We start from the raw sequence: 16,778 nt of genomic DNA on the forward strand, positions 1-16,778 counted from the left end.
TTTTCTCCAAAGGGGTATTAATCACTACCACCAGTAAGTTGGGTATTCCACTCATCCCCGTGGATAAAACAGCTATCCCCGCAAGTGCGGGGATCATCCTTATACTGGTTTCGAGCTCATTTAAGAGGATTCCCGTTTTCCGAGAATTATATTTACATGGCTCTTACCAGTACCAATAACAAGAAAAGTACTCTTAGGTCTCTTGTGACAACATTTGTAGGCGAATCTCAGAAATCGCTTTCGTCGGATTGAGTCCTTTCGGGCAGACATTAGTACAATTCATAATACTTCGGCAACGAAACACACTGAACGGATCTTGCAATTTGTCCAAACGATGCGCTGTGGCTGTATCGCGACTGTCTGCTAAAAATCGTCTTGCTTGTAATAAACCGGCAGGACCCACAAATTTTTCAGGATTCCACCAGAACGAAGGACATGAACTGGTACAACATGCGCACAAAATACATTCATATAATCCATCAAGTTGAGCGCGTTCCTCTGGTGATTGCAACCGTTCTTGGGCAGGAGGAACCTCATTATTTTGCAAATAAGGTTCTATACGCTCATATTGTTGATAAAACTGCGTCATATCAACTGCTAAATCTCGAATTACTGGAAATCCAGGTAAAGGACGCACAACAATTTTATCGGTATTCAACTGAGACACATGGGTGATACATGCCAGACCATTTGTTCCATTAATATTCATGCCGTCTGAACCACATACGCCTTCGCGACAAGAACGTCTGTACGTGATTGAGGGATCCTGCTCTGCTTTCAAACGTTCGAGTAACGTGAGTAACATAGGATCACTTTTAGCTTGGATCTCCAATTCATAATCTTTCATATAAGGCTTAGCATCCACCTCAGGATTATAGCGATATATTGATAGGGTCAATTTTCTACTATCTGCTGCCATGTAATGTATCCTCTTTAGTAAACGCGTTCTTTTGGCGCAAAAGGCTCGACGTGCTTAGGTGATGTATTAACGGGACGAAAATCAATTTTCTCACCTTCCTCAAAATATAGCGTATGTTTAATCCAGTTCGCATCATCACGCTTTGGATAATCTTCACGACTATGAGCACCACGACTTTCTGTACGAACAATTGCAGACTGCGCTGTAGCATATGCAGTTGCCATTAAATTGTCCAACTCTAATGCACTAACTCGCTCTGTATTAAATATCTTACTTTTATCTTCTAATTTGGCATGCGCTAAACGTTCCCGCAGAGCCTGAAGACGTTTTAGGCCAGAAGCCATTACTTCGCCAGTTCGGAAGACGCCAAAGTCCTCCTGCATTACACGTTGCATTTCATCATGAATCACTGCTGGGCTTTCGCCTGATGTTGAATCATTCCATCGATTATATCGTTGCAGCGATGGAGCAAGATCATCATCGCTAATATAAGTCATCTCCGGTAATTGATTTGACTGCCATAATTCTTCAACATGCAATCCAGCTGCACGACCAAAAACAACTAAGTCCAGTAATGAATTACCGCCCAAACGGTTTGCACCATGCACAGAAACGCACGCACACTCACCTACGGCATATAAACCCTCTACGATATGTTCCTTACCATTAGTTTTGGTAAGTACTTGGCCATGCATATTTGTAGGTATACCGCCCATACTGTAGTGGCAAGTAGGAACTACTGGAATCGGCTCAACAATTGGGTCAACCCCTGCGAATTTCATAGATAACTCACGAATTCCTGGCAAGCGTGATTTAATAAGATCGGCACCTAGGTGATCCAATTTTAATTTAACGTGATCAATCCCTTTAGGATCAAAACCTTTACCGGCACGGATCTCAAGAGCCATAGAGCGAGCAACAACATCCCGGGAAGCTAAATCTTTAACTCGCGGTGCATAACGCTCCATGAAACGTTCACCGTCTTTATTTATCAGATAACCGCCTTCACCTCGACAACCTTCCGTTACCAAAACACCGGCTCCAGCAATTCCGGTAGGATGGAATTGCCACATTTCCATATCCTGTAACGGGATACCTGCTCTTAATGCCATACCAAAACCATCACCGGTATTAATAAAGGCATTGGTTGTAGATTGGTAAATACGGCCTGCGCCACCGGTAGCCAAAATACATACTCTAGATTGAAAAAATACTACTTCACCTGTTTCGATACACATCGCAGTAACACCGGATATATGTCCATGCGCATCTTTAACAAGGTCAAGAGCGTACCATTCACTAAATACGTGTGTTTTGGCTTTTAAATTTTGTTGGTAGAGGGTATGTAATAAAGCATGTCCAGTTCTATCCGCTGCAGCACAAGTACGTGCTGCTTGATCACCACCAAAATTTTTGGATTGACCACCAAACTGACGCTGATAGATTCTACCATTATCCATACGTGAAAACGGCAAACCCATGTGCTCGAGTTCATATACCGCTTCGGGGCCAGTTTTACAGAGGTATTCAATTGAATCTTGGTCGCCAATATAGTCCGCACCCTTTACGGTATCATACATATGCCAACGCCAATCATCGTCGTGCGCATTACCCAATGCACAAGTAATACCTCCTTGAGCAGATACTGTATGTGAACGAGTTGGAAATACCTTAGATAAAAGTGCGACCTTTAAACCAGAGTTTGCCATCTGCAATGCAGCACGCATCCCAGCCCCACCAGCTCCAATAATTACTGCATCAAATGTGTTACGTGCAATTGCCATGCTACTGCCCCCAAAGGATCATTAAGCCCCAGATGAATTGACTCAGAAGCCATAAAACTACTAACATTTGTACTGATAAACGCAGAGCAGTACACTTCATATAATCGGTAGTTACAGTCCAAATACCTACCCATGCATGCAATGAAAGCGCAAACAATGCGATAAGTGATGCAATTCGAACTAATATATTGGAAAAAAGAGCGTGCCATTGTGCAAAACCCAGTTCAGGGTGCAATAACAAAAAACCAATTATAAAAAAAGAATATGCAGCAAAATAAACTGCTGTAACTCGTTGAATCAACCAATCCTTTAACCCATTACCTGTTAAGCTGGTGACATTATTTACCATATCCAGATTCCTAGAAAAATTGACAAAATAATAGCAAGAAAAATGACTAAAACAGCGGAACGCCTACCAGCATCAAGATGCTCACCAAACCCAATATCCATCAAAAGATGCCTAATCCCTGCAAGCAAATGGTAAATCATCGAGGCTCCAAACGCCCACATGACCATTTTATAAGCAGGATGAGATAGCAAATTTTTCACCTGCGCAAATGCTTCTTCTGATTGTATTGACTGACTAAAAATACACAACATAATGGGTAACAGTAAAAATAAAACTACCCCTGAAATCCTATGTAAGATGGACGCTATAGCCATAGGGGGATATTTTAAACTGCCCAAATCCAGATTTACGGGTCTTTTTTTGTTCACTGTGAGTTTCTTCCTTAATTAGAAAAGTTAATTAAATAGCACAAATGCGAAGTATAGCACTCTGTTTTTATCGTGCAAGATAAGCCCTTGCGTAATCCGAGCAAAATTTAATTTGTCTCCATCTCATTCAAATAATTTTCTTTAGTTACCTTGTTCATTAAAACTGTAATTCAAAATAAATTTTGCAAATACGTTAGATTGTACTTCGATAGCTGACTTAATCAAAAAGAATATTTTTTTACAAATTGTCATTCTATGATGCAAATAAATAAATCTTGTTGCATTTAGAGCTTTTATTGTGCTTATATCTGATGTGCCAAATGAAAAGACCAATCTATTGTATTACTAAGGAAATTTTTGTAAAGATGTCACATACCACTGCAACATAACAAGAATATAAAGTGAATTAATAAAATTCAACTAAAAATAATAGAATAGGCAATAAAAAGTACATTAAAGTCTACTTATCTGAGCATACTTATCTTTTTGGACCTGATCCGGATGTTTTATGTGGCTGTCTAAATGTTTCACGTGGCGATTCGGAAGGATAGCCGTACTTCTCTGCATTTTGTTTGACAATTTGTAAGTAACGTTCACCCCATGCTCCCGGATCAAAGTTAGTTACTACAACGTTATAGGGTAAATTGATAATCGACTCAAAGGCTTTTCTTTGAGGAAGCAAATGCCCACCAAAAGCGACTTGCACTTCTGTCTCTTTATCAATGCCTCCTTCTTTCAATCGCTCAACCAAAATATAAATCATTTTTTCTATGGTCATATAAAGCTTATACATTGACATCCCTGCAGAGACCAGCTCTTCACTTTTAGAAGTAGATAATTTGGATCCTGAATCAAGAATGGAATATACAAATTCCAGATCATTTGTACCAGGAATTAGTTCAGGTTTGAGCATTACTGGAGGTATAAGAAGATCTATAGATGGAGATACAATATAAAGTTGAAAATCAGCCCAATGCCACCAGATTTGATAAACCCGCTCAACCAAAGTCACAGGATCATTTAAATCTTCTTCCATGTGCAACTTGCGCAAGTCAATGCTGTTATCGATGCTATCGATAAATTCTGAGTTTTCGTCAGCAGTAGGAATATCTGGTTCATCAGCCATTTGCTTACCACATGTAAATCAAACCTATATGAGTATATTAGCCCAAATTTATTGAATGAGCACGAAAGTTAAAACAGCTTAAGTAAAAAACCCGTAAAAAAAATTCAATTTGCGACAAACAGCAAACTATAAAAGATATTGATAATATTCAGGGGCACTAGAGCGACACTTAAAGCATGTGCTTTGACAATTTGCCTTTTCCTGACATTTGCGTATTACGCCCTTGCCTATCCATAAATCGAGCATAGGTTGTAATGCAGGAAGATCCAAACTAAATTCCCTAGTCAATTGTTGGGTGCTTACGACACCTTCACGACAAATGTAATCACGTATTTGCAACAGCATCATCCCTCCTTCTGCTGCGTTTGGTGTATTGACGCATTCCTATAACAAAAATGAGGATTAATGCAAGAAGCCCAAACATACTTTGTTCTGAATTTTGAAGCCATTTAGCCGTTTGATAAAATAAAACAGCGGTACCATACGCAACAACAAAAGACCAAATTACAGAAATCCACATATATTTCTTATTTGCTTCTTGGCGAATTACCGCCATGGTAGATACACAAGGGATATAAAGAAGAACAAACAGCAGATAAGCATAAGCCCCTATTTTACCATCAAAGCGCTCTGCCATAACTCCATATACTGACTGAGATACAGGATTATCTGCTGCACTAGCCAATATAGGGTTTACCAAAGCAGAACCCAATTGAGCTAAATTTTGTGGAATTGACCAAAAAGCCGCCTTAATACCCGCCCAAAAATCAAAATGTGCGGCAGCAATTTCAGTCACATGTCCCACTTGTGCATAAAGTGAATTTAACGTACCAACCACCACTTCTTTAGCCAACATTCCCGTTAGTAACCCTACGGTTGCTGGCCAATTATCCTGATTGATCCCCATGGGGGCAAATAGAGGAGTAATCGATTGCCCCATTAAAGAGAGCAAAGATCGAGTGCTGGCTTCACCTGCATTAATTCCACCATCTAAGGTAATGGCATTTAACCCACCTAAAATAACACAAATGGGTACAATTAATTTACCTGCACGCACTACAAAAAAGCGCAAGCGCATAAAAGTCTCTTTAAATAAGCGTTTGAGTGCAGGCTTATGATAAGCAGGCAGTTCCAAAATTAAGGGGGATGCATGTCCCTTTAAAGTAGTTTTACGCAAAAGGAATCCTGTTAATACCGCCATCAAGATCCCTACAAGATACAAAGAAAACACTACGTTTTGTCCACCAGATGGGAAAAATGCAGCAACGAATACTGCATAAATGGCCAGGCGCGCACTGCACGACATGAAAGGGCTCATCATTACAGTTAATAATCGATCGCGTTCTGAATCTAAAGTCCGAGCGGCCATAATTGCAGGAACGTTGCATCCAAAACCAACAATCATCGGTACAAATGACTTACCAGGCAAACCCATCTTCCGCATCGCTTTATCCACAACGAAAGCTGCTCTTGCCATATATCCTGATGTTTCCAACAAAGATAAGAAGAAGAACATAGCCGCAATAACTGGGATAAATGTTAATGTGGTATTAATCCCTTTACCAACACCATTTGCCAACAAAGCAATAACCCAATTAGGTGTATTAATTTGGTGCAATAACCAGGATGTCCCTTGTACGAATATGGTATCGGTACTTATATCAAAAAAATCCTGAAAAGCGCCACCTACATTAATCGCAAATAAAAACATCAAATACATCATCGCAAAAAAAATGGGGAGGGCAAAAAAACGATGCAACATAATCTTATCGAGTTTTGCAGTAAAATGTTCACTGGCATCACTACGTTTTTTCTGCACGAACGTCACTATTTCATGTATTTTCTGATATCGCGCATCTGCCAATAATACATCAAGATTAGGATCTACTTCGTTCAATAAAGTTAAATCCTGAGTAATTGCCTTATCGAATAGTAACTTATCTCCCTCTGCGAGTCTTCGAGCATAATAATAAGCACGCGATTGACTATAACCTTCATGAATTAAGCTGTTTTCCAAGGTCATTAATGTTTGTTGGATCGGGGTGGATAGAGGAAGTGTCAGAGGTGTAACTGCTTGAGGCAATCGAGTCAACTCCTCCGTCAGTTGCGCAATGCCTATTTTTTTATGTGCTTGGATCGGAATAACAGGACAACCTAATTGTTGGGATAATGCTTTGGGATCGATGGATATGCCTCTTTGCTGCGCAATATCCATCATATTCAACGCGAGCAGTACGGGTTTTCCCAATTCCAAAATTTGGGTGGTCAAATATAAATGCCGCTCAAGATGACATGCATCGATCACATTAATGATGCAATCGGCTTCAATAGTTACTACAGATTGGGCAGCAATTTCTTCATCCTGGCTGATACCATCTGCATGGGCTACAAGAGAATAAATTCCCGGCAAATCAGTTACTTCAATTCGTTGCTTCGCGACCCAAAAAGACCCTGTTTTCTTTTCAACGGTCACCCCAGGCCAGTTTCCTATACGCTGATTATCACCCGTTAAGGCGTTAAATAAGGTGGTCTTGCCACAATTAGGATTACCGACCAATAATACATGAGTCATATACGCTCCAAAATCAATTGGCTCGCCTCTTCCTTGCGCAATGTTAAGGCAGTTCCTCTGACTTCAATTTGTATAGGACATCCTAAAGGGGCCATTCGGACAACTAAAAACTCAGTACCGCAAGTTACTCCCAAAGATAAAAGTCTGCGTCGGTATTGCATCTCTGTTGTACCAAAACTGGTTAACCGTACTCTATCGCCTTGTACTAACTCTGTAATATTTATCATGTCCTAACAGCAACTCGTGAAATAACTTATTCATATTAACATAAATGAAATCGAGAATCATTCTCAATTTAGAAAATAATTATACATTTGTTCTAATCTGCAGAACCCCGAACTGTTGGGGCTCCTTTACTCTCAACACCATCAAGAATTATCTGAAATCAATGCCTTAAGTTCTCTTTTGGGATGGCGTGATAAATAATCTACCGACTGCATTTCCAGCAGACGGCTTAATGTACGCTTGAAGGTTTCTTGCATTTCTCCCTCAACATACAACTCCTCAACTGCAACCTCTGCAGAAATAATAATATTAATTCCGCGATCATACATCACATCGATAAAGTGAATGAACATAATTGTTTGCAAAGTATGATTGACTGTTAACGCAGGGATGTTGCTTAGGAAAATAGTGTCAAATTTATCTGCAATCTCTAAGTAATCCAATTGACTTCGGGGCAAATTACACAGAATATCAAAAGCAAACCAAATCGATTGTTCTGCACGCTTAAGGTAAGGGATCTCACGATTTTGTATTGTAATAGTACCATTTTCGTTAAATTCACTCGCTAAAAGCGTGAATTGCTGCTCCATCACCAAATTAGTATGCGCATCTAAAGGAAATAAATAAGCATCAATCAAAGGTGCTCTCCCAATCCGATAATCTCTTTGCTCATTTAAATGCAGCACTTCGCAATTTTCTTTAATTGCTGCAATAGCAGGTAAAAAACGTTTCCGATGAACTCCATTGAGATACAAATCATCTGGGGGTATATTCGAAGAAATAACCAAAACAACGCCATAAGCAATTAAAGATTGCAACAATTCCGCTAAAATCATGGCATAAGCAACATCATGAACCATAAACTCGTCAAAGCAAAGTACCCGTGTTGTTTTGGCCAAATCTTTAGCGATTTGCCGAAGAGGATTTTTCTGTCCTTGCAATCGTCTTAACTGAGCATCAACTTGCTGCATAAAATGATGGAAATGGAAGCGAGCCTTCTTTTTCTCTTCGAGACAATCATAAAACAAATCAATTAAGTATGTTTTTCCTACCCCTACAGGACCATAAAGATATACCCCTTTAATTCGAGGTTTGATTAATGGATAAAGCCAGGATGAATTCGATTTCTTTACGTGATTCGCTAGATCTTCCAAATGCGCCAAGATGTCGCGTTGCAAAGGATCATCATTGATGTCACCACGTTGAATCGCGGCTTCATATTGAGTAATCAAATTCATTATACAATAACCTGAGATCGAATATATTCCAGGAGCTTTGCTTTCAGCTCAATTAATTTACCATGAAAAAAGTGGCCTGTGTTTGCAAACTGAATCACCGGTAGTTCAGCTTCGGCAGCAAAATCAAAAACTAAAGCCGGGGGAACGACTTCATCTTCATCACCCTGAACAATAAGCCAAGGAGATGGGGCAGAATTAAATTCATGATAATTATAATGATGCACTGCCGGAGCTACCGAAATTAATAATTTGGAGTCCGATTGGGCCGCAGCGCGGTACGTCACATAAGAACCAAAGGAAAAGCCTGCAAAAATAAGTTTCTTCTCGGGAGACTCCTTTTGCCATTCACGAACCAACACCAGCATATCCTCACTTTCACCGACCCCAGCATCATAGGATCCTTCCGACTGGCCCACTCCACGAAAATTAAAACGTAATGAAGGAATGCCTAATTCTCTAAAGACACGTGCTAGTGTAGTCACTACCTTATTATTCATTGTGCCCCCCTGCAGGGAATGAGGATGTCCTAAAAAGGCGATGAAATCCGTATGATTCTGCTCTGGAACAGTTAGAACCGCCTCTAGTTTGCCAATCGCTCCTTGTAAAAATAAAGGATGCTCGCCCGGAAGCGTTAATTTTTCAGTGATTTGCATAAAAACCCTGTATTTTAAAGACATCTTCTCACACAACTTATTGAGCGTTCCACAATGAACTAGTTGCTGCGCGAAACATTAATGATAACTCAGAATGATAGATGAACAAAATGCATCAAATGCAAAATGAAGGGCTACTTGTAAAAAATAAGCATCGTAACCTGGATGCAGCGTAACGAAACCCGAGATTAAAAACGGTTTATTTATGCTGGAAACTTAGGTTCCACTCTCTAAACCTAGAGAACAATGTGTTTCCTCCCACTTCTCAACCATTCGAATTTCAAATATGATAACCATTGTGAGTCAGCAGTACAGATTCATAATGCGCTGACCTTTTGGCAGCGACTTCATATTTAATTTTTTTTGGAGGACTTGATCCATGCGACAGGTACCTATAACGTGTTTCGCTTTTCACCATAATGCTTACTCTTTTTTATTAAGGAGTAACCCAACATGAAAATTCATGATTTCAAACGTAAAAAAGAAGAACAGCAAAAAATTTCGGTAATCACTTGTTACGATTATCCATCTGCCTGCGTTGTAGCTGAATCAAATATTGATTGCGTTCTGGTTGGCGATTCTGTAGCTATGGCAGTCCATGGACATGAAACAACCGTTACAGCGACCATGGAGATGATGATACTTCATACCCAGGCTGTAGCACGTGGACTAAAACACCAATTTTTAATCAGTGATCTGCCCTTTTTATGCCATAAAAGTTCACTCAGTCAAACTGTTGAACATGTAAAAAGCTTATTACAAGCAGGTGCACAAGCCGTGAAAATTGAAGGCGGGGATGCAGATACGTGCCAAACCATTTCTTATCTCGTCAATGCAGGTGTTCCCGTTATCGGACATATCGGTTTAACCCCTCAATCCATTCATCAATTAGGTGGTTATAAGGTGCAGGGAAAAAACCAAGAGCAAGCAGAGCAGCTAATTCAGCAAGCTCGCCAGTTAGAGGCGGCTGGATGTTCTGCCATAGTCATCGAATGCGTTCCCCAACAACTTGCGCTGACAATAACCAAGTCATTAAGTATACCTACCATTGGTATTGGAGCTGGTTCTCATACTGACGGACAAGTACTTGTTTGGCATGACATGCTGGGTTTACAAACAGAGTTTAATCCTAAGTTTGTTAAACGATACCTTCAGGGTAAAGAAATTATATTGGCTGCATTAAATGCTTATGCTCAACAAGTTCAACAGGTTAGTTTTCCAACCGCGGAACATTCATTTTAATTGGAAATTGAGCAGAATAATTATTACTAAATTTTTTTATCAATGAGAATTATTCTGTCTCATCCATAGTAACTATAGAAACATGGTAGCCTGGGTAAATGTAACGTCACACCAGATTATGCGTCACTTCACTCAGGCCACAATTCAGATGGTTACCATATTTCAGGAGTAACTCATGCAAGTTTTTCACGATCTCAACGAATGGGTTAGTTTTCGTAAAACTTTATCCCCTCAATCAACTCTAGGCTTTGCACCTACCATGGGTAATTTGCATGCAGGGCATGCATCTTTGTTTTTAGCCAGTCAAAAAGAGAATCACTACACTGTTTCCAGTTTATTTGTAAATCCCACCCAATTTAATCAAACTGAGGACTTTAAACATTATCCTCGAACATTAGACGCAGATCTTAAAATTATGGAAGATGCTGGTGTCGATTTTTGCATTCTTCCCGATGAACAATCAATGTATGCCGATGAATACAACTATCGGGTGCATGAACACCAACTGTGCCAACTCATGGAAGGAACCCATAGGCCAGGACATTTTAATGGGGTATTAACTGTCGTTATGAAATTATTGAACTTGGCTAAACCTCATAGAGCATATTTCGGTGAAAAAGATTATCAACAATACTTGTTGATTCAAGGAATGGTTAATGCTTTTTTTATGGACATTGAAATTAAAGCATGTCCAACGATCCGTGAGCCGAGTGGATTGGCTTACAGTTCACGGAATAACCGTCTCAATCAAGAACAAAAGGTGTTAGCTGAAGAGTTTGCCCAATTATTTCAGCATAAAGATTTAACATGTGAGCAAATTATCGAAAAACTAACTCAAAAAGGAATTACTGTAGAGTATGTGGAAGACCATAAAGATCGTCGTTTTGCTGCGGTACGTATTGATAACATCCGCTTGATCGACAACTATTTATTGAGGTAAGTCCTATTATTGTAGCCAGAGTGAAGCGAAGCGGATACCGGGTTGCGCTTCGCATCACTCTGGCTAAATTACTACAATAACTCGGGAAGCCCTTCTGGACTTTCTTCGGGGGCAAGTTGTCGAGCCACTTGTGGGTATGGCATCCCAAGTGCTGTTGATTGGGCGGGTATACCAGCCCAATGGGTATTTTCAGGTAAACGCTCCCCCTTCATGAGTAAAGAGAGACTACCCAAAGAAGAGTTTTCCTCCATCAAGGTGTTGTAGAGAACAATTGAACCAACACCCACATTACATCCAGAGCCAATAGTGACATTCGAGACTTTAAATATTCTATCCTCATAAAGATGGGTTTGAATTATTGTCTCGGCATTAATACATACGTCATCACCAATTGTAATTAAATCAAATTCCGAAAACTCGGCACTATCTGTGAAAACTCTCTTCCCCGCTTTAGTTCCTAAACAACGATGCACCCAAAGTGCAAAAGGAGTCCCTAAAACTTTATTAGTCCAATGTGGGTTCGTATAATAGTTATACGAATATTCAATCACATCATTTTTCCAAATAAAGGGATCCCAAATAGGTTTGGTTAAAGGTTTTAATTTACCTAACATTATCCATTTTAAGCCCACCAATACGCCAACAAGACAGACGGTAATGAACATTTCTACAGGTGGAAGAACCAGGGCTGTAACAAACCAGGAGTATTCGCTTAACATGTAATCCAAGACATAAAGCATGTTGAATAATGCAATCAATGAAAATGTCGATGGCAAAATAATACGTATCAACTCAATGAATAAGCGCATGAAATAGAGTTTTTTGGAGGGATAAAACGTATCCTTATCAGAAAAACCAACAAATAACTCTCGCTTGGGTAAGAATACAGCAGGCGAACCTAGCCAAGCAGAATGAGGCTCTGCTGCCCTGCCGTCAGATGGCGTCACCGATAAACACCCTAATAGAGCGCCCTCACCAATGGATTTCCCCGCAGGTAATAAACTGACATTCCCCACAAAGCCTCTGCGTCCAATGGTCACCGGAGCAAAAGAAATTAAGCCATTATAAACACTAGGCCAAGCTAGAGCGACAGAACTTGCGGTAAAACCCCCTTCTTCGATAGTGACTAGGTCAGGAATAATATGCGGTGTTTCCCCCATTTCTACGCCTTTACCTAATTTTGCGCCTAGTAATCGTAAAAAAGCGGGCATAAACAAAGTGTCTGCCATTATTGAAATTTCGTCACCATCCAGTAATTTTACGATGATCCAATGACGGAAATAATAAAAGCTCTTTAAGGGATAATTACCAGGTTTTATCTTATCCAAAATAATCTTTTTACAGAGCACAATGCATAAATAATATAACCCTAAAAACAGGGTCGCCCCTAAAGGAATAGCAAAAAACATTGTGGTCAAATAACGACTCTGATCATAGTAATAGCTAATCAAAGAGATTGATGGAATTAAGCATAAATAATAGACCACCATGACAAAAACGACGCCTAAGTAATGCAAAATACCAAAAAGGGTATTTTCCAACATGGTAGATTCTTCAACCGCAACTTTTTTCCGAGTAATATGGTCGGCAGGAATAATACCAGGCATCGCTGGGGAGCCGGAAAAATAGGATCCTTGAGGAATTAAGCCTTGATCAGGCAACATGGACATTTCATCTAAGATGGCATGATCTTCAAGTTGAGTATTCAACCCAACTACCGCACGTGAACCGATATAACAATTATTACCTATATTGATGGAACCTATTTTTAACCAACCATCCTCAATGATATAACCGTTAAGTCTACTGTCCGCACCAATAGAAGTATTGTCTCCTATGGTTAACAAATCATGGGCAGAAATCTGCATCGACCCCAAATAACAGTTCTTACCTATTTTCGCTCCTAGTAAGCGATAATAGATACCGGCCAATGGCGAACCAACTAAGAATTTAGCTAAAAACAAATTTTTTTGCAGCCTTTGTACTAACCACCAACGATAATAGAACCATCCCCAAAGAGGATACTCGCCAGGCTTTATTCGTCCCAATAATATCCATTTCAATCCAATCGTGATAAATAATGAAATGATTGGCATTGATAAAAATAAAGCTAAAAAGGCAAGCTGTAATTCTCTAGAAATAATTGAATACTCAGAGCTAACCCAGCTGTAACACAAAATAACGGCTAATAGTTGTAGGGTGCCCACTGCATATTGCAATAAGCAACCAAAAAATTGGCCTACACCACATAAATAATATTTCCACTGTGGCACTTTGTACTTTTTCTTGGGTGCTTGCTCATCAATTTGTGGATTAATGAGAGGATCATTAAACTTCTGCTCTAATTGCTGAATGGTGGGATTTTTATATAAATCCAAAATTGAGATATTTTTTAAGGCAGGTATTTTGCGTAAATTAGAGATTACCTTTGCTGCATGCAAGGAATGACCACCCAATTCATAGAAAAAGTCTGCACTTACTGAAATATTTTTACAATCAAATACTTTTTCCCAAACTGAAGCAATTTCCTTTGCTAGATCAGACTCAGGCGCTATATAAACCGTCTCTGACTTTTGCGCGGGCTTAGGAAGCTCTTTGCGATTCACTTTACCGCTGGCTAAAACTGGGAACGTTTCTAAAATTTCGATTAGCGATGGAAGCATGTAATCGGGTAAGCGCGACCGTAAAAAAGATTTAAATTCATTGACGTCAAATGCATTTTGTACATCAAGAATCAAATAAGCAACGAGGGTAGGTTGCTCGAGGGTCTGCAAAGAAACCACAGCTTGTTTTATTCCAGCATATTGCATGATTACCGTTTCAATTTCGTTTAATTCAATACGAAATCCACGCAATTTGATTTGATCATCTATTCGTCCTGCAAAGAGAAGATCTCCGTTGGGCGCTCTTGAAACTAAATCCCCTGTTCGATATAGGCGTTGATTTTTATTTACCGGATTTGAAACAAATTTCTTTGCGGTATCTTCAGGTCGATTGACATAACCACGAGCCAAAGCAACACCAGCAATACACAACTCGCCTTCCTCTCCTTCAGCTACTTCTTGTAATTGGTCATCAACAATGAGGACTTCGTAACCCGGCAAGGGTTTACCAATGGTCACATCTTGCTCAGGATGACATTCTGCATAAGTTGCTATAATCGTTGCTTCCGTAGGGCCATAAGTATTGATAATCCGCAGCCCCTCTCTACTCCAACGCTTCACCAAGCTGGATGTGCAAGATTCTCCTCCTAAGATGAGTATGCGAAGATCAGGTAATTGACCTTCTAGAGTAGACAATAAAGTAGGTACTGTTGAAAAAACGCTAACTCGATGTTGTTGTAAAAAGGAAACTAGACCTAAGCCTGATCGCACTTCTTTTGCAGTACAGGCAACCAGGGTAGCTCCATTGGCAAAAGCCATCCAAAACTCTTCCAAAGAAGCATCAAATGCCAAAGAAAAGCCTTGATATACCTTATCATTACTCTTTATATCATAAAGTTTGCTTGCAACTTCAACATAATGACAAATACTACGCTGGGTAATTTCTACCCCTTTAGGTTTTCCAGTGGAGCCTGAAGTATAAATGATGTAACACAAGTCATTAGCACTTAAGTCTTCTTGAAGAATTAATCGATGTGTAGGACGTCTAGAAATTTCTTCAGCCAGTTGATCTACTGCATAATAGGTTGGCCATGCCAAATTTTTCTGGGCCAATTGCAAAGACGAAGTTAAAACTGCATCAAAAGGTAGATCAGAGAAAATATAATTAATTCGATCGTCGGGATAATCTACTTCAATAGGGACATAAGCTGCACCCGTTTTCAATGTCGCCAATATAGCAACATAGCATTCTATAGATCGCTCTAATAGAATGCCTACAATGCTACCCTTGGAGACTTTATTCTCATGGAGATAATGAGCCAATTGATTAGCGCGATTTTCTAACTCTTGATAGGAAATAAATGCATTATCGCAAATCAAAGCAATATTGTCTGAACAATTATCAACGGATTGCTCGAAGAAGTGATGCAATTTCATAGTGTTATGACCGGGTGAAAAACTCAAATTGGGATTAGCTCCTAATAATCGGGTAAATTTTCCACAACTTGGTTTGTTTTGTCGCCTATTCTTAATAAAGAAGCGAGTAAGAACTTACATTCACTCAATATATTATATTTAATGTCAAGTGTAAAAGACTTATGGAAAAAAACACAGAAACAGAAGCAAGATTATTTTTTCGGCATTATAATTCTTTATTGTCCAATAATCGAGCCCCATGGTACCGAGTTTTTAAGATTTATTTCGCAACGATCTAAAAAAAGTCCTTAAATATGCATAACAACGAAGAGAATTCCGGGTGTCACATCGCCTCACCCGGCTCCCTATTCTCTTCGCTCAGTGATAAAACTATTTTCTCAAAACTTCCTGCAAGAAATTGATCATCGCTTGCCAAGAACGTTGAGCGGCAACTGCATTATAAATCGTTCCCAATTGAGTATCATGTGCCAATGGGTTAGTAAACGCATGCTGTACATGTCCATACATATGCATTTGCCAATCTACATTCGCATCAGTCATTTCTTTGCAGAAGGCCTGCGCTGTATCGGGTTGAACCATAGGATCATCATAACCATGCAATGCTAGAACTTTAGCTTTAATCGGTTCAGATTTCATAGTTCCAGGCTTGTGCAGCAAACCATGAAAACTTACTACCCCCTTGAGAGCTGCTCCAGAACGTGCCAACTCAAGAGCACACATACCCCCAAAACAAAAACCAATAATCGCGACGTGCTTACTATCCACCTCAGGCATAGAACTTACAGCAGTCAATCCAGCTTGAACACGACGTCGTAATAGGGCCTGATCAGAAACCAAAGGAGTCATTAAAGCCTGTTTTTCTTCTGTTGTAGAACCAAGCTTGCCGTGGCCATACATATCTACAGCAAAACCAACATAACCCATCTCCGCAAGTGATTTCGCCTTGTCACATGCAAATTCATTACGACCAGACCAATCATGAACAACCAGCACAGCAGGACGCGGAGCAGCAAAGGATTTGTCATAAGCCACAAATCCTTGAAGTTCCTGTCCCTCGTCATGATAAATATAATTTGAAGTATGCATCTTAAGCCCCCTGAAATAAACCCGAATTAACGTTTAGGAGCTCTAGTTTATAAAATTGAGCTAAAGAGATAAAGTTATGAAATACATTAAGTTCTATTGCTGCTCCCTAACAATATTTCATTTTGCCTCCTTTCTTTTTTTAACGTAAAAACGCTCGCAGACATAAACCCATCAAACTAAAAAACAATAAAATATTATGTTGATAAAATGTTTCATTTTAGATGCTACACTTAAAG

Annotated in this window: 14 protein-coding genes; 2 read left to right on the forward strand and 12 right to left on the reverse strand. The window is 39.6% G+C overall.

What is annotated here, in order from left to right:
- Window positions 1-193: 193 nt before the first annotated feature.
- The 10 genes from ACWTEW_RS35665 to ACWTEW_RS35710 form a co-directional block, all read right to left on the reverse strand.
- Window positions 194-919, reverse strand: coding sequence for a succinate dehydrogenase iron-sulfur subunit (locus ACWTEW_RS35665; protein ID WP_454782727.1), 726 nt, complete (start codon window positions 917-919; stop codon window positions 194-196).
- 14 nt (window positions 920-933) lie between these two features.
- Window positions 934-2,703: a succinate dehydrogenase flavoprotein subunit gene (sdhA, locus tag ACWTEW_RS35670; protein WP_454782728.1), complete on the reverse strand. Its 1,770-nt coding sequence runs from the start codon at window positions 2,701-2,703 to the stop codon at window positions 934-936.
- Between the two features lies 1 nt (window position 2,704).
- A complete protein-coding gene (gene sdhD, locus ACWTEW_RS35675) occupies window positions 2,705-3,052 on the reverse strand; it encodes a succinate dehydrogenase, hydrophobic membrane anchor protein (RefSeq protein WP_454782729.1) in 348 nt (115 codons plus the stop codon).
- On the reverse strand, window positions 3,046-3,420 hold the full coding sequence (sdhC, locus tag ACWTEW_RS35680) for a succinate dehydrogenase, cytochrome b556 subunit (RefSeq protein ID WP_454782730.1): 375 nt from the start codon (window positions 3,418-3,420) through the stop codon (window positions 3,046-3,048). The genes sdhD and sdhC overlap by 7 nt, the downstream gene beginning before the upstream one ends.
- 478 nt (window positions 3,421-3,898) lie before the next feature.
- Entirely contained in the window at window positions 3,899-4,546 is a 648-nt protein-coding gene (locus tag ACWTEW_RS35685; protein ID WP_454782731.1) for a virulence factor, read from the reverse strand.
- A 126-nt stretch (window positions 4,547-4,672) separates the two neighbouring features.
- Window positions 4,673-4,891: a FeoC-like transcriptional regulator gene (locus tag ACWTEW_RS35690; protein WP_454782801.1), complete on the reverse strand. Its 219-nt coding sequence runs from the start codon at window positions 4,889-4,891 to the stop codon at window positions 4,673-4,675.
- Window positions 4,872-7,118 carry a Fe(2+) transporter permease subunit FeoB gene (gene feoB / locus ACWTEW_RS35695; protein ID WP_454782732.1) on the reverse strand — a complete coding sequence of 749 codons (2,247 nt, stop codon included), beginning with the start codon at window positions 7,116-7,118 and terminating at the stop codon, window positions 4,872-4,874. Before feoB ends, ACWTEW_RS35690 begins: the two co-directional genes overlap by 20 nt.
- The gene (locus tag ACWTEW_RS35700; protein ID WP_454782733.1) at window positions 7,115-7,345 is read right to left on the reverse strand and encodes a FeoA family protein; all 231 of its coding nucleotides are present in this window, start codon (window positions 7,343-7,345) and stop codon (window positions 7,115-7,117) included. The genes feoB and ACWTEW_RS35700 overlap by 4 nt, the downstream gene beginning before the upstream one ends.
- A gap of 141 nt (window positions 7,346-7,486) precedes the next feature.
- Window positions 7,487-8,581: a cell division protein ZapE gene (gene zapE / locus ACWTEW_RS35705; RefSeq protein WP_454782734.1), complete on the reverse strand. Its 1,095-nt coding sequence runs from the start codon at window positions 8,579-8,581 to the stop codon at window positions 7,487-7,489.
- A complete protein-coding gene (locus tag ACWTEW_RS35710) occupies window positions 8,581-9,234 on the reverse strand; it encodes an alpha/beta hydrolase (protein WP_454782735.1) in 654 nt (217 codons plus the stop codon). Before ACWTEW_RS35710 ends, zapE begins: the two co-directional genes overlap by 1 nt.
- 453 nt (window positions 9,235-9,687) lie before the next feature.
- Here ACWTEW_RS35710 and panB point away from each other — a divergent pair, with 453 nt between their 5' ends.
- Together panB and panC are read left to right on the forward strand one after the other, a co-directional pair.
- Entirely contained in the window at window positions 9,688-10,476 is a 789-nt protein-coding gene (gene panB / locus ACWTEW_RS35715; RefSeq protein WP_454782736.1) for a 3-methyl-2-oxobutanoate hydroxymethyltransferase, read from the forward strand.
- A gap of 175 nt (window positions 10,477-10,651) precedes the next feature.
- Window positions 10,652-11,416 (forward strand): pantoate--beta-alanine ligase, encoded by a 765-nt coding sequence (gene panC / locus ACWTEW_RS35720; protein WP_454782737.1) that lies wholly within the window; start codon window positions 10,652-10,654, stop codon window positions 11,414-11,416.
- A gap of 71 nt (window positions 11,417-11,487) precedes the next feature.
- Here the strand turns inward: panC and ACWTEW_RS35725 are convergent, their stop codons facing one another.
- Together ACWTEW_RS35725 and ACWTEW_RS35730 are read right to left on the reverse strand one after the other, a co-directional pair.
- Window positions 11,488-15,456 carry a Pls/PosA family non-ribosomal peptide synthetase gene (locus ACWTEW_RS35725; RefSeq protein ID WP_454782738.1) on the reverse strand — a complete coding sequence of 1,323 codons (3,969 nt, stop codon included), beginning with the start codon at window positions 15,454-15,456 and terminating at the stop codon, window positions 11,488-11,490.
- 369 nt (window positions 15,457-15,825) lie between these two features.
- Window positions 15,826-16,542 (reverse strand): dienelactone hydrolase family protein, encoded by a 717-nt coding sequence (locus tag ACWTEW_RS35730; RefSeq protein WP_454782739.1) that lies wholly within the window; start codon window positions 16,540-16,542, stop codon window positions 15,826-15,828.
- Between the last annotated feature and the right edge of the window lie 236 nt (window positions 16,543-16,778).

Source organism: Legionella stuttgartensis (assembly GCF_977063405.2).

Bases quoted from the DNA above. Each gene is read 5' to 3' on its own strand.
- panB (WP_454782736.1), top strand. From the start codon at position 9,688: ATGAAAATTCATGATTTCAAACGTAAAAAAGAAGAACAGCAAAAAATT.
- ACWTEW_RS35730 (WP_454782739.1), bottom strand. From the start codon at position 16,542: ATGCATACTTCAAATTATATTTATCATGACGAGGGACAGGAACTTCAA.
- feoB (WP_454782732.1), bottom strand. From the start codon at position 7,118: ATGACTCATGTATTATTGGTCGGTAATCCTAATTGTGGCAAGACCACC.
- ACWTEW_RS35710 (WP_454782735.1), bottom strand. From the start codon at position 9,234: ATGCAAATCACTGAAAAATTAACGCTTCCGGGCGAGCATCCTTTATTT.
- ACWTEW_RS35725 (WP_454782738.1), bottom strand. From the start codon at position 15,456: ATGAAATTGCATCACTTCTTCGAGCAATCCGTTGATAATTGTTCAGAC.
- ACWTEW_RS35690 (WP_454782801.1), bottom strand. From the start codon at position 4,891: ATGCTGTTGCAAATACGTGATTACATTTGTCGTGAAGGTGTCGTAAGC.
- ACWTEW_RS35665 (WP_454782727.1), bottom strand. From the start codon at position 919: ATGGCAGCAGATAGTAGAAAATTGACCCTATCAATATATCGCTATAAT.
- sdhA (WP_454782728.1), bottom strand. From the start codon at position 2,703: ATGGCAATTGCACGTAACACATTTGATGCAGTAATTATTGGAGCTGGT.
- ACWTEW_RS35685 (WP_454782731.1), bottom strand. From the start codon at position 4,546: ATGGCTGATGAACCAGATATTCCTACTGCTGACGAAAACTCAGAATTT.
- zapE (WP_454782734.1), bottom strand. From the start codon at position 8,581: ATGAATTTGATTACTCAATATGAAGCCGCGATTCAACGTGGTGACATC.
- sdhD (WP_454782729.1), bottom strand. From the start codon at position 3,052: ATGGTAAATAATGTCACCAGCTTAACAGGTAATGGGTTAAAGGATTGG.
- ACWTEW_RS35700 (WP_454782733.1), bottom strand. From the start codon at position 7,345: ATGATAAATATTACAGAGTTAGTACAAGGCGATAGAGTACGGTTAACC.
- panC (WP_454782737.1), top strand. From the start codon at position 10,652: ATGCAAGTTTTTCACGATCTCAACGAATGGGTTAGTTTTCGTAAAACT.